At 62.5% G+C, this 21,915-nt stretch carries 21 protein-coding genes and 1 tRNA gene; 11 read left to right on the top strand and 11 right to left on the bottom strand.

What is annotated here, in order from left to right:
- Window positions 1–10: 10 nt before the first annotated feature.
- The gene (locus tag G6R19_RS01815) at window positions 11–1,687 is read right to left on the bottom strand and encodes an AMP-binding protein (RefSeq protein ID WP_163161757.1); all 1,677 of its coding nucleotides are present in this window, start codon (window positions 1,685–1,687) and stop codon (window positions 11–13) included.
- A gap of 114 nt (window positions 1,688–1,801) precedes the next feature.
- Between G6R19_RS01815 and G6R19_RS01810 the strand changes: the two genes are divergently transcribed.
- On the top strand, window positions 1,802–2,080 hold the full coding sequence (locus G6R19_RS01810) for an antibiotic biosynthesis monooxygenase (protein WP_163161755.1): 279 nt from the start codon (window positions 1,802–1,804) through the stop codon (window positions 2,078–2,080).
- A gap of 146 nt (window positions 2,081–2,226) precedes the next feature.
- Here G6R19_RS01810 and G6R19_RS01805 read toward each other — a convergent pair whose 3' ends face one another.
- Complete coding sequence (locus tag G6R19_RS01805) at window positions 2,227–2,652, bottom strand: thioredoxin family protein (RefSeq protein WP_163161753.1); 426 nt, start codon at window positions 2,650–2,652, stop codon at window positions 2,227–2,229.
- A gap of 377 nt (window positions 2,653–3,029) precedes the next feature.
- Between G6R19_RS01805 and G6R19_RS01800 the strand changes: the two genes are divergently transcribed.
- Window positions 3,030–3,968, top strand: coding sequence for a glycosyl hydrolase family 28-related protein (locus G6R19_RS01800; RefSeq protein ID WP_163161751.1), 939 nt, complete (start codon window positions 3,030–3,032; stop codon window positions 3,966–3,968).
- 27 nt (window positions 3,969–3,995) lie between these two features.
- Here the strand turns inward: G6R19_RS01800 and G6R19_RS01795 are convergent, their stop codons facing one another.
- Window positions 3,996–6,836 (bottom strand): glycosyltransferase family 39 protein, encoded by a 2,841-nt coding sequence (locus G6R19_RS01795; RefSeq protein WP_163161749.1) that lies wholly within the window; start codon window positions 6,834–6,836, stop codon window positions 3,996–3,998.
- A gap of 487 nt (window positions 6,837–7,323) precedes the next feature.
- Between G6R19_RS01795 and G6R19_RS01790 the strand changes: the two genes are divergently transcribed.
- Entirely contained in the window at window positions 7,324–8,298 is a 975-nt protein-coding gene (locus G6R19_RS01790) for a GNAT family N-acetyltransferase (RefSeq protein ID WP_163161747.1), read from the top strand.
- Window positions 8,299–8,329: 31 nt separating this feature from the next.
- Here G6R19_RS01790 and G6R19_RS01785 read toward each other — a convergent pair whose 3' ends face one another.
- Window positions 8,330–8,875 (bottom strand): acyl-CoA thioesterase, encoded by a 546-nt coding sequence (locus tag G6R19_RS01785; protein WP_163161745.1) that lies wholly within the window; start codon window positions 8,873–8,875, stop codon window positions 8,330–8,332.
- 75 nt (window positions 8,876–8,950) lie between these two features.
- Here G6R19_RS01785 and G6R19_RS01780 point away from each other — a divergent pair, with 75 nt between their 5' ends.
- Window positions 8,951–9,682 (top strand): potassium channel family protein, encoded by a 732-nt coding sequence (locus tag G6R19_RS01780; RefSeq protein WP_163161743.1) that lies wholly within the window; start codon window positions 8,951–8,953, stop codon window positions 9,680–9,682.
- Window positions 9,683–10,038: 356 nt separating this feature from the next.
- Window positions 10,039–11,082, top strand: coding sequence for a LysM peptidoglycan-binding domain-containing protein (locus G6R19_RS01775; protein WP_163161741.1), 1,044 nt, complete (start codon window positions 10,039–10,041; stop codon window positions 11,080–11,082).
- A 155-nt stretch (window positions 11,083–11,237) separates the two neighbouring features.
- Here G6R19_RS01775 and G6R19_RS01770 read toward each other — a convergent pair whose 3' ends face one another.
- Window positions 11,238–11,669: a CBS domain-containing protein gene (locus G6R19_RS01770; RefSeq protein ID WP_163161739.1), complete on the bottom strand. Its 432-nt coding sequence runs from the start codon at window positions 11,667–11,669 to the stop codon at window positions 11,238–11,240.
- A 292-nt stretch (window positions 11,670–11,961) separates the two neighbouring features.
- Here G6R19_RS01770 and G6R19_RS01765 point away from each other — a divergent pair, with 292 nt between their 5' ends.
- Complete coding sequence (locus G6R19_RS01765) at window positions 11,962–12,132, top strand: hypothetical protein (protein ID WP_163161737.1); 171 nt, start codon at window positions 11,962–11,964, stop codon at window positions 12,130–12,132.
- A gap of 431 nt (window positions 12,133–12,563) precedes the next feature.
- Here G6R19_RS01765 and G6R19_RS01760 read toward each other — a convergent pair whose 3' ends face one another.
- Window positions 12,564–13,877 (bottom strand): hypothetical protein, encoded by a 1,314-nt coding sequence (locus tag G6R19_RS01760; RefSeq protein WP_163161735.1) that lies wholly within the window; start codon window positions 13,875–13,877, stop codon window positions 12,564–12,566.
- A gap of 305 nt (window positions 13,878–14,182) precedes the next feature.
- On the opposite strand from G6R19_RS01760, the gene G6R19_RS01755 reads away from it, so the two are divergent.
- On the top strand, window positions 14,183–14,380 hold the full coding sequence (locus tag G6R19_RS01755) for a hypothetical protein (protein ID WP_163161733.1): 198 nt from the start codon (window positions 14,183–14,185) through the stop codon (window positions 14,378–14,380).
- Window positions 14,381–14,628: 248 nt separating this feature from the next.
- Here the strand turns inward: G6R19_RS01755 and G6R19_RS01750 are convergent.
- Together G6R19_RS01750 and G6R19_RS01745 are read right to left on the bottom strand one after the other, a co-directional pair.
- Window positions 14,629–14,710 (bottom strand) — tRNA-Tyr (locus G6R19_RS01750).
- A gap of 183 nt (window positions 14,711–14,893) precedes the next feature.
- On the bottom strand, window positions 14,894–15,148 hold the full coding sequence (locus G6R19_RS01745) for a hypothetical protein (protein WP_163161731.1): 255 nt from the start codon (window positions 15,146–15,148) through the stop codon (window positions 14,894–14,896).
- Between the two features lie 187 nt (window positions 15,149–15,335).
- Here G6R19_RS01745 and G6R19_RS01740 point away from each other — a divergent pair, with 187 nt between their 5' ends.
- Complete coding sequence (locus tag G6R19_RS01740; protein WP_050054209.1) at window positions 15,336–15,827, top strand: YajQ family cyclic di-GMP-binding protein; 492 nt, start codon at window positions 15,336–15,338, stop codon at window positions 15,825–15,827.
- A gap of 149 nt (window positions 15,828–15,976) precedes the next feature.
- On the opposite strand, the gene htpX is transcribed toward G6R19_RS01740, so the two are convergent.
- On the bottom strand, window positions 15,977–16,843 hold the full coding sequence (gene htpX / locus G6R19_RS01735) for a zinc metalloprotease HtpX (RefSeq protein ID WP_163161729.1): 867 nt from the start codon (window positions 16,841–16,843) through the stop codon (window positions 15,977–15,979).
- A gap of 177 nt (window positions 16,844–17,020) precedes the next feature.
- On the opposite strand from htpX, the gene G6R19_RS01730 reads away from it, so the two are divergent.
- From G6R19_RS01730 to G6R19_RS01720, 3 genes are all read left to right on the top strand, one after another.
- Complete coding sequence (locus G6R19_RS01730; RefSeq protein WP_163161728.1) at window positions 17,021–17,506, top strand: Fur family transcriptional regulator; 486 nt, start codon at window positions 17,021–17,023, stop codon at window positions 17,504–17,506.
- Between the two features lie 7 nt (window positions 17,507–17,513).
- Window positions 17,514–19,010: a catalase gene (locus G6R19_RS01725; RefSeq protein WP_163161726.1), complete on the top strand. Its 1,497-nt coding sequence runs from the start codon at window positions 17,514–17,516 to the stop codon at window positions 19,008–19,010.
- Between the two features lie 137 nt (window positions 19,011–19,147).
- Window positions 19,148–19,783, top strand: a complete 636-nt coding sequence (locus G6R19_RS01720) for a DUF2461 domain-containing protein (RefSeq protein ID WP_163161724.1) — start codon at window positions 19,148–19,150, stop codon at window positions 19,781–19,783.
- Between the two features lie 3 nt (window positions 19,784–19,786).
- Here the strand turns inward: G6R19_RS01720 and G6R19_RS01715 are convergent, their stop codons facing one another.
- Together G6R19_RS01715 and G6R19_RS01710 are read right to left on the bottom strand one after the other, a co-directional pair.
- Window positions 19,787–20,152, bottom strand: a complete 366-nt coding sequence (locus tag G6R19_RS01715; RefSeq protein ID WP_163161722.1) for a nuclear transport factor 2 family protein — start codon at window positions 20,150–20,152, stop codon at window positions 19,787–19,789.
- Between the two features lie 182 nt (window positions 20,153–20,334).
- On the bottom strand, window positions 20,335–21,882 hold the full coding sequence (locus G6R19_RS01710; RefSeq protein WP_163161720.1) for an amino acid permease: 1,548 nt from the start codon (window positions 21,880–21,882) through the stop codon (window positions 20,335–20,337).
- Window positions 21,883–21,915: the final 33 nt, after the last annotated feature.

Below are 21,915 nucleotides of genomic sequence, written 5' to 3'. Positions count from 1 at the left end.
CGCGCCGCAGTCAGAGCCCCAGCCGGGCCACGGCTTCCTCCCGCATCTCCACCTTTCGGACCTTCCCCGAAACAGTCATGGGAAAACTGTCCCGGACGTCCACGTAGCGCGGAATCTTGTAGTGGGCCAGCTTGCCCCGGCAGAACTCCGCGACGGCGTCCGCGTCCAGCGGCTCCGCGCCGGGCTTGAGGATGATGCAGGCCATCAGTTCCTCCCCGTACTTGCCATCGGGCACCCCGATGACCTGCACGTCCTGGATGGACGGGTGGGTGTAAAGGAACTCCTCGATTTCGCGCGGATAGATGTTTTCGCCGCCCCTGATCACCATGTCCTTGATGCGGCCCTCGACCACCACGTAGCCGTCGTCGTCCATCCGGGCGAGGTCGCCGGTGTGCATCCAGCCGTCACCGTCAATCGCTTCGGCGGTCTTCTCGGGCTGGTTCCAGTACCCCGCCATCACCGCATAGCCGCGGGTGCACAGCTCCCCGATCTGCCCGCGCTCCAGGACTTCCCCGGTCCCCGGGTCCACGATCTTGCTCTCCAGGTGCGGCATGGTCTGGCCCACAGTTTCCGTCCGGTGCTGCAGGCTGTCGCCCTTCCGCGTCATGGTGGACACCGGCGACGTTTCGGTCATGCCGTAGCAGATGGCCACGTCCACCATGTTCATCTCGGAGATCACGCGGTTCATCACCTCAATAGGGCACAACGATCCGGCCATCACCCCGGTACGGAGGGTGGACAGGTCGTAGGAGGCAAAGTCGGGCAGTGCGAGCTCGGCGATGAACATGGTGGGCACGCCGTACAGGGACGTCCCGCCGAAGTCCTGCACTGCCTCCAGCGCGGCGGCTGGGTTGAAGCCGCGGCCCGGAATGATGGTAGCCGCCCCGTGGCTGAGCGCGTTCAGGTTGCCGATCACCATCCCGAAGCAGTGGTAGAACGGCACCGGGATCACCACCCGGTCCTGCTCGGTATAGCCAAGCAGTTCCCCTATCGAGTAACCGTTGTTGAGGATGTTGTGGTGGGTCAGCGTGGCGCCTTTGGGAAAACCCGTGGTCCCTGAGGTGTACTGCAAGTTGATGGGATCGTGCGGGCTCAGTTCAGCCATGCGCGCCCGCAGCCCGGAATGCCCGACGTCGTCCGCCCGCCTCAGCAGCTCAGCGTAGGTCAGCTCTGCGTCACTTAGCGGGACCCCGCCGTCGGGCCCCTCTCCGCCGGGAGCGGGAAGGAACACTAGCTGACGCAGGTCCGGGCACTCTGCGAGCGCATGCCGTGCCATGCCCACGTAATCACTGTTCCGGTCCGAGGGCGCCGTGACCAGTATGCGCATGCCGTTCTGCTTCACCACGAACTCCAGCTCGTGGCTGCGGTAGGCGGGATTGACGTTGACAAGGATGGCCCCGGCCTTGGCGGTGGCGTACTGCAGCAGGGTCCACTCGGCGCAGTTGGGGCTCCAGATCCCCACCCGGTCACCCTTTTCGACGCCCAGGGCGAGGAGCGCACGCGCCAGCCGGTCGACGTCGTCGTTCATCTTGGTGTAGCTCCAGCGCCGAGCGTCGGCGCCCGGCACCGGACCCGCCTCGATCAGGGCGTCATGGAACGGGAACCTCGCCACCACCCGCTCGAAGTTCCCGCCGATGGTCTCTTCGAGTAGTGGAACGTCAGTGTTCCCGGCTGTGTAAGCACGCATGATGGCACGCTACCAACAGGACCCGGGCAATAGAAGCACATAAGAAGCGCAACAGTCCCGCGGCCAGCGTCAACAGGAACGGTCCGGCAGGCGGCGGCCGGTATTGTGAAATCCATGAGTTCACCCATTGACCTGCAGGCAACGTTCATCCCCAACGACGGAGAGTTTTACCGCGTAAAGCTGGCCCTCGAAATCGCCATCGACGAGGTGGTGAACGAACCCGGCTGCATCCGCTACGAGCTCACCGAAGCCACGGAGGAAAAGCTCGTCCTCACCGAGCAGTGGGCGTCGGAGGAGGACCTGGCCAAGCACTCCAACGGCATCGCGGTGCAGGACCTGAACGAATCCCTGAGCGCTCTCCTGGCCGAGCCCGTCAAGCTCGAACGGCTGTAAGCCCGTTTAAAAGAAACGCGGGGTCACTTGTCGCCAAAGAACCGTGTTCTTGGGCGACAAGTGACCCTCCCCGCCCGCTCCCTAGCCTCAAAAGCTCGGCCAGGGAACCCGCGCGGGCGTGGGCCCGCGTTGCAGTTAAAAAGGGTCTAGAGATCCGGGATCTGGGATCCGTCCTGAGGCCCTGCTGACTTGCTGGCTGCAGCGTCAGCTTCCTCCCGCTGGCGTGCCACGTGGGCGTGGACTTCGTCCATGTCCAGGGCCTTCACGGCGTCAACCACCTGTTCGAGCTGCTGTGAGTTCAGCGCGCCGGGCTGTGAGAACACCAGCACCTTTTCGCGGAAAGCCATCAGCGTGGGAATGGAGGAGATGCCTGCCTCGGCGGCGAGCTGCTGCTCAGCCTCTGTATCCACCTTGGTGAAGAGGACGTCCGGGTGCTTCTCGGAGACGGCCGAGTACGTGGGTCCGAACTGCTTGCAGGGGCCGCACCATTCTGCCCAGAAATCCACCAGGACAATGTCGTTGCCCTCGATGGTCGATGCGAACTGTTCACCTGTGATGTCAACGGTAGCCATGTGTCAACGGTACGCGGGACGGCCCGTAATTGTCGCGGCCAAGGCCGTTTGTTCGCTTCCCGCGTCATCGGGAATAACCCGGACAAGGGGCTGGTCCTCTATCCTGAAGGGACGAAAAGTACGGCCTGCACTACGCATAACCAGGTTGCATTGGCGTTCAACCCAACGAAGTTGGACGCCCATGAGCGGGAAAGATAGATCCGGCGCGAGCGAAGGTTTAATTCATGAGGCCCTCCCAACCTCAAGCGATCCTCCTTTTTGCTGCGGTGGTTGCGGCAACCACGGTAAGCGTCGCGGCCCTTAGCCAAGGTCGGACAGATGTCACGCCGTGTACAGCGACGGGCAGCAGCGCCGCCAGTGTAACCAGGCTCAATGCTTTGAATGCCGGGGATAGCGCTACTGTCCAGAAGGCAATCGATAATGCGGCAGCCGGGGGCGGAGGAATCGTCCAGCTGTCCGCGGGGCAATTCGACATCCATGAGCCCCTGGTTCTTAAGAGCAATGTCGCTCTTAAGGGATCCGGACCGGGAACAGTGCTCAAGGCGTCGCCGCGCTTCCTCAGGTCCAAGGGGCCGCTCGGCGGCCACCCGCTGATCACCACCTACGGAGCGCAAAACGTCACAATAGCGGACCTGACAGCCGACCAGAGCGGGGACGTACTCGACGGAAATGTCTCTGGTCGGCTGAAGGAATACTTAGTGGATGTCCGGCACTCCACCAACGCGGTGGTGGAAGCGGTAGCAACTAAGAACCCCTTCACCTACTCAATTGCCGTAGTGGGAAGCAGCAATTTTTGCGTACGCAACAATTCAACAGTCGCCACATCCAATGGTGAGTATGACCAACTAGACGGCATCCACATCACGGACTCGCACTCCGGGCTGGTGGTGGGCAACCACGTTGACCAGCGCCAGGGGAAGGACGGCGACGACGGCCTCGTGGCCCAAACGATCGGTTCAGCGGTCTATGACGTGGTTTACCGCGATAACGACGTCCGCGGCGGGTCGCACGGAGCGGGCATGCAGCTCGCCGTGTCAGGCAAGGAGATCTACAACATCACCATCGAAAATAACCGGTTCTGGGGTTCTCCTTCCGGAATCCGAACGGGGTATTACGACGGCGAAAGCCAGGCAGTGCACGACGTCATTGTAAGAGGCAACTTCTTTGTCGACCTGGATGGCGCATCGACCAGTTTCTCCGGGCAACTTGAAAATATTCAAGTGGTGGACAACCGCTTCTGCCGCAGCGGTGACTTCAAAGTGGCGGATGGTCCAAAGAACCTCGTAGCACGTAACGAGGCTTCCTGTGAGCAGTAATTGGACGCTGTGAGAGCCCAACAGGCCCTACAGGCCCGTTTCGTGCGGTGAAGACCACGTTCCAATTCCAGAACGGGCCCCGTCACCGAGCGCCGCCGTGTCGACGAACCAGAGGGTAGTTGTTCCGTTCGTCAGGCCCGGATGCGAGAACACCGCCGTCGCGTTCTCTTCCAGCCACGGCAACATCCCCGGTTCCATGTACCCGTATCCTTGGCTCGTGGGGAGTGACTGGGTAAGGATGTAATTGGCTCCACTTTCCAGCATCAGGGCTGTGGAGGGCCATACTCCGAAGCGTCTGTCGTCTGCGAAGGCCAGCTCAGCGGTGCTGTTTGTGACGCTCACTTTGGCGTCTGCGGGAAGTTTCTCCTCAACCCACCGCCTGGCCTCTTGAAAGCCGTTGTCATTGGACGTTTCCAGCCGTACCCCAAGGACCGTCGTGAGGAGCAGCAGCATGACGCTGCCTAGGACGATGGGCTTGCGGAACCGGGGCCTGCGCTCAAGAACCTCCACGCTCAGCACGGCGACACTCAGCACCCCGGCGATCATGACGCCGTAGCCATACTGCTCCTCGAAGGTCCCAAACACCGCACTGTAGACGCCGTAGATTCCAAGCGTAAGGCTGACCAGGCCGATGAAACGGCGCTCAGGGCGGACGCTGAGGCACAGAAGCGCAGCAGCCACAGGGCACAGTCCGAGCAGAACATAGCTGGAACCGAAGTGACCAGCGTTATCGATCAGACGGGAAACGAGGCTCGGTGAACCTTCGGCCGAGAAGCCAGTGGTCTTTTCCAGGCCAATCAGGCGATTGATTCCGGCGGTTTTGGCCTGCAGCCAATCCGGAAACATCCCCTCCGCGACGACGATGCACATGTATATCAGGTACGGGAAAAGCATGGCCGACAGGACCCTCGCGGAATCATGCACTCGCAAAGTCTTGCGCCAGAGTGCAGCTACGACCAAGGGCGCCACTGTGCATAGGGCAAAGAAGTCCTTGGTCAGGACACCGTACCCCAGCAGGAGGCCGGCGAGGAAAAGAAGGAGATCACGCTTGTCGCTCAAGCCGAGGCTCACCTGTTTAACAATGATGAGCAATCCCCCCAGGACCGCTGCCATGGCCAGTGTTTCCAGGAACACATGGCTGTTGCTGCGCAGCACGAAGGGCTCAAAGGCCAACAAGCCTGCGGTCACACGGGCGGCGGTTTTGTTCCCCGCCTGCCTGACTATGAGGAATGCCAGCCCTACTGTCACCGCCCCCAGAACGGCATTCAGCCACCGCATCTGCAGAACAAGATCAAGATTGTTTCCAGCTACTCCGAACAGATTGATAATCACGCCCTCAATCCAGAAGAACCCAGGCGGATGCAGGAAGAACGGGCCGTCCGGCAGCACGGGCAGCATCTGTCCACTGCTCACGGACTGGCCAAGAAGGGCGTAGAGAATTTCGTCCACCCAGAGTTCAAAGCCTCCGGTAAGGCCGATGGCTCGAACACCAAACGCTGCGGCAACACAAGCAGTAAAAGCACCAAGTGCCTGAGCCCGGGCTAGGATTACTATCCGCGCATGTCCTTGTGTTAGAGCTGCCTGCCGCTTCCAAAGTATCCTGGCTGCTCCGGTGGCTGTCTGGGCGGCTTTTCGCATCCTTCGTCCGATCGCCGTCGCTGGTCCGTTGCCTAGTTGCGCCAAGACGTACAGGCCGGATGTGACAACAATGAGTATCCAGATAATTGCCTGTCCTGCCGCCAGCCAGAGGACCAAGTAAAGCCCCGCCGCCATAGAAAGCCCCTGGGCTGCCAAGCGTCCCGAGCCCGAGGGAAGCACCGGGAAGGTTATGAAAGCAAGCGCTGCGGCGGCCGTCATCGCACCGGCCGCACAGCCGATGGCCAAGCCCGTGACTCCCTGCGCTTCCCAACCAAGGAACAAACCACCCGAAATCAGGATGCAGGCCAAAACCAGTCCATACTGGCAACGCCGGTTCGCCCTTACCCCAAGGAGGATGGTAACGAGAACCGTTAGGGAGGCATAACCGAGACCAGATAAAGCGAGCCAAGGCAGAATCAGGATTGAGTCGTGATATCTCTGCGGGAGTACCAATGCCACCAAGGCATGGGGAGCGGTTGCTATCACAGCGCAGGCGAAGAACGCCATCCGGCCGAAGGAACGGAGCGATGCGCTCAGGACGGCCTTTATGTCAACGCCGGGCCGGCGTAGCAGGGGAAACATCACTATGACTGTTCCTGCTGCTACGTAGACGGGTGCCTTGGCGATGGAAGCCAGGGCCTGAAAGCCGGCAGTGGCAATGGAGCCGCCGTCGAGGAATGCCACAATGACCACATCCACGCCAACCAGAACGGAAACAATGCACAGTGTGACTGCTATGTCAGCGGTCTCAGCCCACCTCCACTTTTGAGCAAGGACGCGTGGCCGCCAGGTGAGGTCGTGGAGGAAGGCCCTCGGGGTGATGAACAACGCCAGGCCGCCCATCGCAAACCCCAGAACTGCTCCCGGAGCTCCCCAGGAAAAGGCGACCACCAGAAGGGAAAAAACAAACCGGGTGAAGATCTCGCCCACGGTCTTCAGCGTGTACCGCACGAAGCGCAGTTCGCCTTGGAACCACCCGGAAGGTGACGCGCCCAGGAAGAGGACGAACGACGAGAGCCCCACGATTGCAGCGGTTAATGGTGAGCTTAGGCCGGCGGTGACAAACCCTGTAACGGCCGCAGCCGCCAGGCCCGCCATGACCGAGATCAGAACTGCGAACGCCATAGCGTCCCGGCGTCCCTCGGAGCCCGGCGGAAACGAAGCCACCGCGCGGGACAAAGGCAGCGGAACTAATGCCGAAGTGACGATACCCACCATGCCCAGCAGCATCTGGGCCGCTGCGAACTGGCTAAAGTCAACCGGCGACAGCGCATTTGTCATGAGGAGCGTACATGTGTAGCTGAGCACTCCTACCAGTGCTGCTGAGGCGGACAAAAGGACGCCGTGCCTTGCTACGCTTCCCTGGACTTGCCGGCTCCGAGCCGTGGCTTCAGATGGAGGGAATCCAGATTCAAGTTCAGGAGTGGGACGGATCGTCACGCGCTACCCCCTTGTGATCTTCCGCCCACCGAGGGAAGTCCCGCCTGCGGGCCCGCGGAAATACTCTACGCGGTCGCGTGCTTGTCTCGACAGCCTAACGGGTGGAAGGAAAACCCGGCACGAGTATTTGGTACTCGCTTCTACAGCGCGCGAACACTTGGGTAACTGGCGTAACCAAGGCGGTGTCGTCTGCTTGCAGACCAGCGGCCCCGGCCCCATACTGGGCTTTCTAAACGAGCCTTCCCACTTACTAACGGGCAACTGCAGGAGACCCTCGATGGACTTCTTCGCCTCTGAACCCTTCCTCACCTCGCTGGCCAAGGAATTCCACCATGCCAAAGACTTCCTGATTAAGACCTACGAGATAGATGGACGTATCGTACGTCTGGCGGAAATAAATGGCAGACGGACAATCCTCACCGGCCCTTTTTATGACTATGTGAAGCCCCTTCCGTCCAACCATGGCGCAACGCATGGCGCCTTGAAGTTCATCCCCAGCGTCGTGACTTCAACAATCCCCCTGGCTGGGCCCAAACCGAACGGGTACCAACTAGGGACGGGCCAAGACCCCGCGCCGCTCATCGTCTGGAGCGGCTTTTCAACTTGGGAGGCCTACGAGGAGCTCCTCAAGGAACGTGACAAAGGACTGCTGAGGGTTATGCGCAGGCGACGAGCCAAGCTCCTAAGCGAGCATGGGGTGCCGGCTTACCTGTTCGACGATCGCAATATCGAAGCCCTGGAGATGCTCTTCACCTGGAAACGGGAGCAGTACGAGGGAGGCCATGAAACCCTCCAAGATCCCCGTGCACTGGCGATGTTGCGACACCTCTTCGAGGACGGACACCTCGTTGTATCGTCCCTCAAGATCCGCGATCAATACGTGGCGGTCCAGGCCGGATTCCTGTGGCGTGGAGATTATTTGGCCCTCATCCCTGCTTATGATCCTGCGTTTGCAAAGTACGGCGTCGGGAAAGAACTCCTCCTGCGCATGCTGGAGGACAGTTACCGGAAAGGCCACAAGTCTTTTGATCTCCTTCAGGGCGCCGAACCTTACAAGTTCGACTTCGCAACCCACCTTCAGATCATCGAATCCCTCGGCACCCCACCTCTCGCCTATTGGGTCAGAAGTAGAGCCCAAGCTGCCGCCAAAGCAGCATTGGTCCGGGTCTCACCTCGCCTGTTCTACGGAGTCAAACGGGCTGTTCTGGCGGCCAGGCGGCTGCGAACCTCGATGAAGGCAGAGAAAAGCTAGGAAGGCGGCGAGTGTCTGCGAGGAGGACAGGCTAACTCCATAGGTGCGGCGCAGGCGTCCGGCTCCCCGGCAGCGCGCTGGACGCCCGCCACTCGTAAACCCAGTCAGGGAGCACCAGGTCCGCCGGCGGCTGGCCAAACTCCCGCAGTATCTCCTCCTGGCTGACGGGCCGGCCCTTGAGGACCAGGCGGGTGGCGATGTAGGCACGCGCGTAAATTTCGCCGTCGGCCACCATGCGCTGCTCGAAGTAGATGGCCTTGGCGTCCAGTCCGATGATGCGGGTTTCGATGGTGTACTGCTGCCACAGCTGGAGGGATTTCCGGAAGGCGATGGTTTCTGCGGCCACCACCGGACCCCAGCCCCGGCGTCGCATCCGCTTCCACACGCCACTGCGAACCATCAGGTCGAACCGGCCCAGGTCCATCAGGGACAGGTACATGCCGTTGTTGACGTGCATGGCAATGTCGATGTCCGTGGGCAGCACCCGCAACGGCAGCGAGGATCCATCCCAGACGGTCAATGGCGGGCGGCGGGATGACGTGAACAGCAGCAGGAGGGTTCGGAGAAGCAGATGCATGAACCTATGTTACCCGCGGGTAACATGAGATGGCATCAGCGGGCAACCGGAGACCGTCCGCGTAGGATTTCCTGCATGACCCAACAACGCTACCGGGACCTGGCGGACTGGCCGCTCACGATGACTGCGCTCATCTTCCTGGCAGCGTATGCATGGCAAGTGATCGGCCGCATTGAAGGCAGCGGCGCGTTGTGGCTTGAAGCCGTGATGTGGGCTACCTGGGGCATTTTTGCCGTGGACTATGTCGTCAACCTTTGGCTGGCCGATGACCGGAGCGGCTGGTTCGTCCGGAACCTCCATGAACTGCTCATTGTGGCCCTGCCGTTCTTTCGGCCGCTCCGCCTGCTCCGGCTGGTGACGCTGCTGTCCGTGCTGCACCGGACCCTGGGTGACACGCTCCGGGGACGCGTGGTGACGTACGTGGCGGGATCGGCCGCGATGCTGGTATTTGTGGGTGCGCTCGCCGTCCTCGATGCGGAGCAGTCCGCCCCGGACGCAAAGATCGTCACCTTCGGTGATGCGCTGTGGTGGGCCATGACCACCATCACCACTGTTGGCTATGGGGACATGTACCCTGTAACGCCCATCGGCCGGATGGTCGCCGCGGCCCTGATGATGAGCGGAATCGCCGTTCTGGGCGTAGTCACTGCCTCCATCGCGGCCTGGCTGGTGCAGCGCGTGGAGGACACGGCCGAAGCGGTGTCGGATGCCGAGGAGCCAGTCCGGGCCGGGGTGGCGGAACTCGCAGCGGAGATGGCGTTGCTCCGCCGCGAGATTGCGGAGCTGAAGGACCGGCACAGCCGCTAGTTCCGCTCGGGGCCGCAGCAGGTATCGGGCCGGTCCGGTTTTGAGTATTGGTCCGGGACGTCCCAAGTACCGCGCCTAAATATTCGGGTAACCCCTACTGGTGCCGTGACCTAGGCAGGGTTCCTAGACTCGGGATTCCTAGGACCGAACAAGTGTGGCCTGTTCACCGGGTGGCTTCCGATGGCAGCGCCTCCTCGCGGAGCTTCCGTATTTCTGGGTGTACGGACGCCTCCATCATGCGCCGTGACCGGCCCGGCTTGACGCCGGGCCGCCAGCGCATCACACCTCGATCCGTCCCGTCTTCGCGTCGTGCATCTGCACCTGCCCCGGCTGGACCGAACCTCGATGGGCTACCCATGAACGAGCTGAACCTCAAAGCCTCAGATCCATCAAGCCGCAGTTTCGCCACCTATGTCCCCCGCACCGACCTGACGGTGGGCCGCCGCACCGTCAGCAACAAGCTATGGGCCGGGATGGCCACGGCAGCCGTGGTGGCCGCCGTGGGTGTCGGAGCCCTGGCTGCACCAGCCCCCATGGTTCTGCAGGATACGACGGCGGCTGCTCCCGTTGCGGAGGCGGCCCCCGAAGGTCAGGCCGGTGTTGAAGCCAAAGCCCAGGCTGGGTCCGGCACCGATTCTTCCGGCACTGTTCAGGAGCAGGCGGCAGCGCCAGCGGACGTACCCGCAGCGGAGGTGCCCCCAGCTGCGCCGCCTGCTGCGGAAACGCCGCCGGAGGCAGCTCCGGCGCCGCCTGCCGAACCTGCACCCGCCCCTGAGCCGGCACCTGCAGCACCTGCCGCGGACCCCAACCTGTACACGGTGGTCCCCGGGGATACCGTAGGTGCTATATCCGCCAGGTTCGGCGTGGACATGAACGCAATGCTTGCTGCCAACGGCCTAAGCCCCTTCAGCATCATCGTCCCGGGCCAGACATTGGTCCTGACGGGTCCACCCGTTGCCGTGCCCGTGGCGGCACCAGTCCAGGCCGGTGCTCCCGCGCCGGCTGCCGCGCCCGTTGCCGCTCCGGCTCCGCCGCCGGCGGCAGCCCCCGCCTTCGTAGCGGCCGCTCCCGCAATCCGCACAATCTACGTGGCCGGCGCCGGCGGGCAAGCCATGGTGGACGCCTGCATCGGGCCCATCCACTACACGCCCAACGACGGCTATTCGCTCTTCATCACCGAGCACGATTTCTGCGGCGGCTGGGGACGGTTCTCCGGAATCGGGGTGGGCGAGACGGTGAGCATCCCGGGCTACGGAACGTACACCGTAACTGCCAGGGGCCAGGTACCCAACCCAGGGACCACCAACGACGTCATCGCGGTATTCGGCGGTTTCCCCCGGGCCATCCTGCAGACGTGCATTCCCGGGACAACCCAGATGCTCCTGATCGCCCTGAACTGAGGATGCAGAACCGCACAATGGATTCGCAGGCCTGTTCGCGGCTCCCAACCCTCAGGGCGGGGAGCTGCGGACAAGGCTATGGGCGGGCAACAAGGAACGCCACGGAGAGGACTCCGTGGCGTTGATTGCGGGATGAGCCTAACGGTCAATCCCGGCTATGCGTTCATCGGTTTGCGTTCCGAAATGTGCTCCACGAGCTCACCAACACGCTGTTCGGAGTAGTTGCGGGCGATGTCTCCCTGGCTGATGATTCCCACCAACTTGTGGTCGGCGATAACCGGGAGCCGCCGGACCTGGTACCTTTCCATCATTTCGATGGCGGCATCAACGTTCGCGTCGGCGTCGACCCAGTAGGGCCTGCCCGAGGCGAGGTCGCGGGCCATCATCTCCCGCGGATCACGTCCGGCCGCCACGCACTTGAGCACGATGTCGCGGTCGGTGATCATGCCCTTCAGCTTGCCGTCGTCACCGCAGATCGGCAACGATCCGCAGTCCAGATCCATCATCATCCGGGCGGCATCTGCCAGGGACTGCTTTTCCTTAATACACTGCGCGTCCGTAGTCATAAACTCACGTACGGCACTCATTGGTCCTCCTTCATCGATTGGTTTATCGACGCAGGGCATCGGGGCACGTGCGCCGATGCTGCCAGCCTACGCCCGGCCCCGCGGCGATGTCGACGGCGGTTCGCGAAGCTGAACGAGCTCCTGCCTGGGTGACGGAAAGGCAGAGGTAGCCGCGGCGGGTCGGGCATCAAAGGGCTCCACTTTAGTGCCTCACGTATTTCCGCTGGCTTCGGTCCCTGCTTGTGCAAATTAAGGGTCTGATGCTGCGGAGTTGCGTCCGACAATCAAAGCGCCACAGTCCTAGACTTTCGGCATGCACCCCTTAGTGGCAATCGGTCTGGTGTTCCTGGCCGCGATTGCCTGGACGGTCACCGTCCTGACCATGCTGATTGTTCTGGTCAAAGGCCGGCGCCGGCCGCCAGCCGACGTCAGGCGCGCAGTCCAGAGTGTCGAGATCCAGAGCTCCGATGAAAGGGCAGCTTAGACATAGCCGGCTGCCGCCGGCGCCGACCCTACCGCAGGACCGCGGAGCCTCTCTGAAGGGACTTCGAGGAATTCGCACCATTCGGTTTCGTCGGCGTCGTCCCACAGCTCTGCCAGTTTGGGTTCCTCCCCTGCGACCCGGCCCTACGGCCTCCATGACCAGCTCCACGTCCTAGGCGGTGATTTCCGCCCCGTGTGCCGGCACCCAGTCGGCGACGTTATCCGGCAGGTCCCCGGACAGCTTGCCTTGGCGGGCAGCAGGAACGGCGGCGGCGGCCGTGGCGAGACTGCCTTCCGGAGCCTCGACGTAGCAACGGGTGCCAGACGAGCCCGTCAGCGTACGTCGTTGAGGCGCCGACCTCAGGGACCCGAGCGGCAGGAAGGCCCCGCCCCTTACAAGGGACAGGGCCTTCGAGCTGCAGCGCAGTTGGCCTAGTAGGGCTGGGGTGCTGCGGGAATTGGCTGATACGCGCCGGAGGCGTATTCGACCTTGGTGCTACCGGGGTACCAGATGATTCGGCCACCCTGGAAATCCTGGCCGACGCCGCCGCCGCTGACCCCGTAACCGTTGTTGGTCGGATATCCGAGGCGTCCCGCTTCAGAGCCCTGACCAGCCCACGCGGATCGAATGCCGCCGGAGATGAGCTTGGTACCAACGCTTGGGGACCACACAATTTCACCGTACTGGAAGTACTGCTTGGCCCCACCGCCCGTCAGGCCAGTAATCTCGTCGGCCGTCGGGTACCCGAAATGCCCTCGAGGTCCGGCGACGAGGATCCACATCGCCCCGATAGCGCCTTTGACGATATGTGATCCCGTTGCCGGTGAGTAGGCGATCTGCCCGTACTGGAAGTCCTGGGTGACTCCGCCGTTAGCGGTCGCGTATTCGTCCGTTGTGGGGTAGCCAAGGCCACTGAGGGGGCCGCCGGCGGAGTCCCAGGTCGCGCCAATGCCACCCTTGGTGATGCGGGAACCAGTTGCCGCGTTCCAGGAAATCTTGCCGTACTCGAAGCCCTGCATAACGCCACCGGGCATGGGAGCATATTCGTCTGTGGTCGGGTAGCCGAGGTCGCTCAGAGGCCCCCCTGCACTATCCCAAGTGGAACCAATGCCGCCCTTAGTAATCCTCGCGCCATCAAAGAAGGTCCATGAGATCTTGCCAAATTGGAAGTTCTGCGTAGCACCCCCGGCCGTGAGTGCATTCTCATTTGCATACTCATCAGACGTCGGATAGCCGAGGTCGCTGTCCTGCGCACCAATGGACTGCCAAACGCTGTTGTTGCCGCCGATAACTATGTAGGCACCGTGCTGCGGAAGGTAGGCGATTGTGCCGTTCTCAAAGAGTTGGTACGCGCCACCGAAACGCTGGCTGGTGAACTCCGGCGATATGGCGGCACCTAGGACAGCGGAGGCGGTGGCGTACTTAACACCGATTGCACCGGAGGTTGGGTAACTGCCAGGTGCAACCGATTCAGGCGCCCCGCCCTTTTCCGCGGTCAGGACCGCTGGAGCGCTCGGCTCCGCTGTTGGTGACGGAACGACTATTTCCGTAGGAGCGGGCGCTGCCGCGGTTTCAACGGGAACAATGGGTGTCCCGGTAGGTGAGCTAGTGGGTTTTGCTAGCTGCTCGTCTGTAACGGTAGTGAGCGGTGTTGCTGCGATAGCCGGTACGGCAGATCCGAGTCCGGATGCTGCGATGGCGAGAGAAGCTGCGGCGGCGAGAAGCCGCCTCTGAGAGGCCCCCATGTTGTGTCTTTCTCATAGTGCTGCAAAGGCGCAGCGGAAGTGATAGGAGGAGCATATGTTACTGCTGTGACACCTGAGGATAGGCGCAGCTAAATGCTGACTCTGTGACGCGAGAACTGCCGTGGGAGCCCATTTGTTCATAATGCCGACGGGCTGCTTCACCATCGGGCGCCCTCAATGGTTCCTGTCTGTAGGCATGCGTAGGTTCGGCCTAATTGCTGTTGCGCCCGCGTGCTGGAGCGATCGCTTCCGGCGGCAGATACGGTGAAGGTCTTCAACATGAGGGACATATGGAAGATGCGCGTGTGAGGACATTCCTGCTCGGCCTTGGGCTGCTGCCCATCGGGTGGGTGCTATTTGAAGTACTGGGCGGACGATCCAGCCAGGAGCAGTACCGCAGCGACGAGGATCTCTATACGCTGCTCTCACTGGTTGGCATGCTGATCCTGGCCGTGGGCTGGTGTGCATCCTCGTCAGCATTTACGAGTGGATCAGGGAAGTAATCCGGACGTGGTGAGCGTGCATACGCGTCCGCTGTTGAGCACTTCGGGGAGCCGGATCGCTCCTGACCTGTACGCGCACATGCTGGGAGGCGTCCCGAGGAACGCCGCTGAGCGTGCCTCTTCACTGCTGCAGGCGTCAAAGAAAAGCCAAGGTGTGCTCACAAGTGTGGTCACCGGCCAATAAGAAAGACCCGCCCGGACCTCCGAAGAGATCCGAACGGGTCTAAATTCCCGGAAATCCGGGATTGTGGCAGATGAGGGATTCGAACCCCCGTAGGCGTTGCCAGCTGATTTACAGTCAGCCCCCTTTGGCCGCTCGGGTAATCTGCCGAACTTCAAAAGAAGATCACCCCCGGCTGCAGTCTGCGAACCGTCCGTTTCCGGACCGTTCCGCTTCCAGTAACCGCGGGCAACACAACAATACAGAACTTCCGCTGAAGAATCGAATCGGCACCGGAAAGCCGGCAACGGCGCGGGATTTGGGGCTTCCAGAGCGTCCGGAGCAGGCGTCAGTCAGCCTTCGCCCAAGATCCTTCCGGCGAGCCGGGCCTCGAACTTCAATGCCTGCTCCTCGGTGATCTGGTTCAGCTGCACGGCACGGACCAGGTCAGCGTGGACGCCCTCCAGCCGGGAGGAGGCGTCCGCCACCGGGCTGAAGATGATGGAGGCAGCCACCGCCGCTGCCGCCACCGACGTTGCTGCTGTGGCCACCGCGCCGGCCGCCGCCGAGGTAGTGCGTGTGACATATCGGACGGCATTGCGGTGCATGGTGTTCCCTTCGTGCAGCTTTCCAACTCCTACAACTCTGTGCGGGACTCCTTCGTTCCCCCGGAGCGTCCGCTGAGAGGGAACTGTGAATACGGCTCACCCCTCAACGGGAGCATCCGTATTAGGCTTGAATTCAGCCACCCAAGCCCTGTCCGCGGACGGGGCACCCACCAGCACAAGGAGAGTCATGGCAGGCGAGTCAACGTTCGACGTCGTAAGCAAAGTGGACAAGCAGGAAGTGGCAAACGCCCTCAACCAGGCACAGAAGGAACTGGCCCAGCGCTACGACTTCAAGGGCGTGGGCGCAGAGGTGGACTTCAGCGGCGAGAAGATCCTGATGAAGGCCAATTCCGAGGAACGCGTCCTGGCTGTGCTGGATGTCCTGCAGTCAAAGCTGATCCGCCGCGGCATCTCGCTGAAGTCGTTGGACACCGGCGAACCCTACGCCTCCGGCAAGGAGTTCCGCCTCGAGGCCTCCATCAAGGAGGGCATCGCCCAGGACCTGGCGAAGAAGATCAACAAGCTGATCCGCGACGAAGCCCCCAAGTCCGTGAAGTCCCAGATCCAGGGCGACGAACTGCGCGTCACGTCCAAGTCCCGCGACGATCTGCAGGCCACCATGGCATTGCTAAAGGACTTCGACGAGGCCGACCTGCAGTTTGTGAACTTCCGCAGCTAGCAGCGGACCGTCGTTTTCGACGCGCCTGCAACTAGCCGCTAAGCCAAAGGCCGGCGACGTCCAAATAGCGGGCGTCGCCGGCCTCTTTGCGTCTCGCGGTGTATCCGCGCGTCGCCCACAAGGCCACAGCTAAACCAACGAATACCCAGCTAAACCAGCGGTCGCCCCGCCATCCGCTCCAGCCGCGAAATCCGGTCTCGCATGGGCGGGTGGGTGGCGAACAGCTTGTTCATTGCTCCGCCGCGGAACGGGTTGGCGATCATCAGGTGCGAGGCGTTCACCAGCCGCTGGTCCTGCGGAAGCGGCGCCATGCCCACGCCCCGCTCGATTTTTCCCAGGGCTGAGGCGAGCGCCAGCGGATCGCCGGTCAGCTGTGCGCCGTCCTCGTCGGCGTCGTACTCCCGGGTCCGGGAGATGGCCAGCTGGATCAGGGACGCCGCGAAAGGCGCCAGCAGCGCCATCGCCAGCATCGCCAACGGATTCGAGTTACGCCGGTCGCCGCCAAAGAACAGCAGCATCTGCCCCACCGAGGTGATGACGCCCGCAACAGCGGCCGCCACCGAGGATGTGAGGATGTCCCGGTTGTAGACATGCATGAGTTCGTGCCCGAGGACTCCGCGGAGTTCACGGGCGTTCAGGAGCTGCAGGATTCCCTCGGTGCAGCAGACGGCGGCGTTCCTCGGATTGCGCCCGGTGGCAAACGCGTTCGGATTCATCGTGGGTGAGAGGTAAATGCGGGGCATCGGCTGGTTAGCGCGGACGGAGAGCTCCCGGACTACCTGGTACAGCTGCGGAGCCTGCGCTTCGGTGACCGGATAGGCCTGCATGGACCGGATGGCGATTTTGTCGCTGTTCCAATAGCCGTACGCCGTCGTCGCCACCCCCACCAGCGCCATGATCCAGATGGGCGCAGAACTGCGGGTACTGGCGCCGATCAGCGCCCCGAGGCCCAGCAGTACCGCCCACAGGACGCCGAACAGCGCGGCCGTCTTGAGTCCGTTGTAGTGTTTGTGCACTTCTCATCCTCCCTCTTCTATGGGAACGGCTTTCCACGGGGCAGGGTTCCGTGCGCTCTTCTAAAGAGCGCAGGTCCATGCCCTGAATCCCCTCGTGGTGCAGAAGTTGCCAAAGGGTCCAACGAGGTAAGCACAGCCTTATTGTGAGATGTTCATAATAAGTGCTTCAATAGTGTCATGACAGAGCACTTTGACGGCCACGAGGCATGGGCTGCCGCCCTGCGCGCCCATGGCCGCAGGGTGACCAAACAGCGGCTGGCGGTGCTCACCGCCGTCGAACGCCATCCCCACTCTCCTGCCGAAAGCATCCTTGCCGCGGCCCGCGCCGAGCTTCCGGAACTCACGGCCCAGTCCGTGTATGTGGTCCTCGGAGACCTGACGGACCTGCACATGCTTCGCAGGTTCGAACCCCCGCACTCCCCCGCGCTGTACGAAACCCGTGTCGGGGACAACCACCATCACGCCATCTGCATCAGCTGCGGCCGGGTGGAGGACGTGGACTGCGCCGTGGGCCACGCCCCCTGCCTCACGCCCCACTGGGACGAGAACGCCAAGCCCATGACCATCCAGATCGCCGATGTGATGTACCAGGGCATCTGCCAGGACTGCCAGCAGTCCCAACAACTTCCTTCCAATCGTCCCTCAGAAGAAATAGAGAAATAGGAGAACAATGACTGCCATTTCAACAACCCAGTCAGGTGCCCCCGTTACATCCGACGCACACTCAAAGTCAGTCGGTGCCGACGGTGCCATCATCCTGACTGACCACTACCTGGTGGAAAAGCTCGCCCAGTTCAACCGCGAGCGGGTTCCGGAGCGCGTAGTGCACGCCAAGGGCGGCGGTGCATTCGGTACGTTCAAGACCACCGAGGACGTGTCCAGGTACACGAAGGCAGCCTTCCTCCAGCCCGGCGTCGAAACCGAGATGCTGATCCGATTCTCCTCCGTGGCCGGCGAGAACGGTTCCCCGGACACCTGGCGCGATCCCCGCGGCTTCGCCGTGAAGTTTTACACCTCCGAGGGCAACTACGACCTCGTGGGCAACAACACCCCGGTGTTCTTCATCCGCGACGGCATCAAGTTCCCGGACTTCATCCACTCCCAGAAGCGCCTCCCGGGCACCCACCTGCGCGACGCGGACATGCAGTGGGACTTCTGGACCCTGTCCCCCGAGTCCGCACACCAGGTCACCTGGCTCATGGGTGACCGCGGCCTGCCCGCCTCCTGGCGCGAAATGCAGGGCTACGGCTCGCACACCTACCAGTGGATCAACGCCGAAGGCGAGCGCTTCTGGGTGAAGTACCACTTCAAGTCCAACCAGGGCGTGAACTCGATGTCCAGCGAGCAGGCAGAGGCCCTGGCCGGTTCGGACGCGGACTTCTACATCCGCGACCTGTCCGAGAACATCGAAGCCGGCAACTTCCCGTCCTGGGACCTGCACGTCCAGGTCATGCCGTACGAGGACGCCAAGACCTACCGCTTCAACCCGTTCGACCTGACCAAGGTGTGGCCGCACGGCGACTACCCGCTGATCAAGGTGGGCACCATGGAGCTGAACCGTAACCCGGAGAACTACTTCGCGCAGATCGAGCAGGCCACCTTTGCCCCCTCGAACTTCGTGCCAGGCATCGCCGCTTCCCCGGACAAGATGCTGCAGGCCCGCATCTTCTCCTACGCTGACGCGCACCGCTACCGCGTGGGCACCAACCACGCCCAGATCCCGGTGAACCAGCCGAAGAACCAGGTCAACAACTACAGCCAGGACGGCGCCGGGCGTTACCACTTCAACGCCCCCTCCGTTCCGGTCTACGCCCCCAACTCTGTTGGTGGCCCGGCTGCAGTTGAGCCGCAGAACCCGGCCGGGGGCTGGGAGAACGACGGCGAGCTGACCCTTGCCGCGCACTCCCTCCACGCCGAGGACAGCGACTTCATCCAGGCCGGCACCCTGTACCGCGAGGTTTACGACGACGGCGCCAAGGCCCGACTGCTCGAGACCATCACCGGCGCAGTGGGCGGCGTCAAGAGCCCCGGCATCAAGGAACGCGCCATCCAGTACTGGACCAACGTTGACGCCGAACTCGGCGCAAAGCTCCGCGCCAACCTCGGCGCCGTAGCTGTTGCATCGGCACCGTCCTCCGACGCAGAGGCTGCCAACAAGATCGGCTAATTGGCCTTAGCTGCTGAAACCACCCCGCCTCGGATTCCCGTGGCGGGGTGGTTTTTTAATTTTCCACATAAGGGGCGCTTTCCACATAGGCACTCAGCCCCATAGCCGCCGCCGGCAGCCGTCCCTAGGATCGACGCATGACAACTTTCCAGGGCATCCCCGCCGGCGCCTTCGAGTTCTACAAAGAGCTGCAGGACAACAACAATCGTGAGTGGTGGCTGGAGCATAAGGACAGGTACCAGGAGCTGGTCCGTGAACCGATCACGCTCCTGCTCGCGGAGCTGGAACCGCGGTTTGGCCCCGGCAGGATCTTCCGGCCCAACAGGGACATCCGGTTCTCCCTGGACAAATCGCCGTACAAAACGGCACAGGGTGCTTTTGCTTCCGTCCAGGAGGGGATGGGCTACTACCTGCAAGTCAGTGCCGAGGGGCTGCTGGTGGGCGGCGGCTACCATTCCCACACGCCCGCGCAGCTGGTGAGGTACCGCAACTCGGTGGACGCCTCCGGAACAGGAGAATCCCTTCGGCATATCATCGACGCCGTCGGTGCTGCTGGTTTCGCGGTGGAGGGAGAGAAGCTCAAGACTGTCCCGCGCGGGTACCCGCGGGACCATCCGCGGGGCGAGCTCCTGAAGCACAAGTCCCTCGCGGCCAGCAGGGACCTGGGCCGCCCGGGCTGGCTGGACACGCCTGCAGCAGTCCAGGAGATCGGGGCGTTGTGGGATGAACTGCGGCCGTTGGTGGACTGGGTTGGCCGTTACGCCGCGCCGTGAGCGTCAGCCCGCAGTGTCGGGAGCCAGTTCCACATTGTAGGAGCGGATCCGGACCACCCGACCGTCCGCGAAGTCGTAGATGTCGCAGGACGCAACCCTGCTGATGCTGCCGTCCGTGGCGAGGTAGCTGGCAACGCTGTCAACCACAACGGAGTCAGGGGCCACCACCACCCTGAACTGGTCAAAACTTGTTTGCACGTCCTCGAGGTCCCGGGCCAGGGAGGTGCAGACATCCACAACGGCAGCCTTGCCTCTCAGCTCTTCACCGCCCACAAGCTCCCAGGCAACGTCGTCGTCCAGCTGGGGAAGGGAATCCTCAAACCGGTGGCTTGAAAAAGCCCTTGCCACCGACTCCATGGTGCTCTCCATAGCGCCCGCTTCCTCCCATAGGCGTCCCTGGGCCCGCCTCAGGTCCAGCTTTTATTGAACTCCAAAGTCGCCTGGGCTGCACGTGAATTCTCTAGCGCGATCGGGTGGGAGAAAGCAGAACCGCCCGCTGATCAGGAATCAGCGGGCGGTTGGCATAGCTTGGTTGAACAACTTTTACGGCGTCATGCGCGGGTCAGCTCGTCCTCGTCATCCTTCGATGATGCACCGGGAGCGCCGTTGACGGCCGTGTTAGCCTCAACGAACCGTTCGTTCAGCCTGGAGTGGCGCTGCCCGTAGGCGAAGTAAATGGCGAGGCCAATCACCAGCCAGATGGCAAAGAAGATCCAGGTTTCCACCGCCAGGTTGGTCATCAAGTAGAGGCACAGCACGGCGGAAACGATCGGCAGGACCTTGCCGAACGGGACCCGGAAGGCCGGCTTCAGGTCCGGGCGCTTCTTGCGCAGCACCAGGATGCCCAGGCTCACCACCACAAACGCGGAGAGCGTACCGATGTTGATCATTTCCTCAAGCAGGTCCACGTTGGTCAGGCCGGCCACCAGCGCAACGGCGGCGCCGCAGATGACCTGGAGGCGCACCGGTGTGGAGCGCTTGTCACTGGTCTTGGACAGTGAACGTGGCAGGAGGCCGTCGCGGCTCATGGCAAGGACCACGCGGGACAGCCCCATGAGGAGCACCATGATCACGGTTGTCAGGCCCACCAGGGAACCGAAGGCAATGACCTTGGCCGCAGACGTGTCGCCCACAGCTTCGAAAGCGGTGGTGAGGGTGGGGCTCTCCGCCTCGGCCAGCTGGGTGTAGGACACCATGCCGGTCAGGGCCAGGGAAACCAGGATGTAGAGGAGGGTCACCAGGGCAAGACCGCCGAAGATGCCGCGCGGCAGGGTTTTCTGCGGGTTCTTGACTTCCTCGGCGGACGTGGCCACCACGTCGAAGCCGATGAAGGCGAAGAACACCAGGGCCGCGCCGGCGAAGATGCCGAGGGTGCCGTACTGTGCAGGGGCGGCGCCGGTGAGGAAGCCGAAGAACGACTGCTTCAGGACATCTGCGGTGCCGGTGCCGCCGGTCGGTTCGGCAGCCGGGATGAAGGGGCTGTAGTTTTCGAACTTCACGTAGGTGAAGCCGACGATGATCACAAAGAGGACCACGCCGATCTTGATCAGGGTGAAGATGTTGCCTACTCGGGCGGACAGCTTGGTGCCCAGCACCAGCAGCACCGTAAAGACGGCAACGATCAGGAAGGCGCCCCAGTAGAGGTCCACGCCGCCGAGGGAGAGTGCCGCCGGGATGTCGGCCCCCATAAGGGCAAAGACCTTGCTGAGGTAGATACCCCAGTACTTGGCGATAACCGCGGCTGCCGTGAAGAGCTCGAGGATCAGGTTCCAGCCGATGATCCAAGCCAGGAGTTCACCCATCGTGGCGTAGGTGAAGACGTAAGCGGAGCCGGCCACGGGGATGGCGGTGGCAAACTCGGCGTAGCACATGATGGCAAGGGCGCAGGTGACGGCGGCGATCGCGAAGGACAGCGTGACGGCAGGGCCGGAGAAGTTGGCTGCTGCCTTGGCGCCGACGGAGAAGATACCGGCGCCCACGGCCACTGCAACGCCCATGATCATGAGGTCCCAGGTGCTGAGGGACCGCTTGAGCTTGCGTCCGGGTTCATCGGCGTCGGCCATCGACTGCTCGATCGATTTGGTCCGGAGAAGGTTCATAAGGGGATCACTATCCTGATTTCTGATGGAAAC

The sequence above is a fragment of the Arthrobacter sp. Alg241-R88 genome (assembly GCF_900537115.1).
Taxonomy (GTDB): domain Bacteria; phylum Actinomycetota; class Actinomycetes; order Actinomycetales; family Micrococcaceae; genus Arthrobacter.
This window is presented reverse-complemented; position numbering and strand designations above follow the sequence as displayed.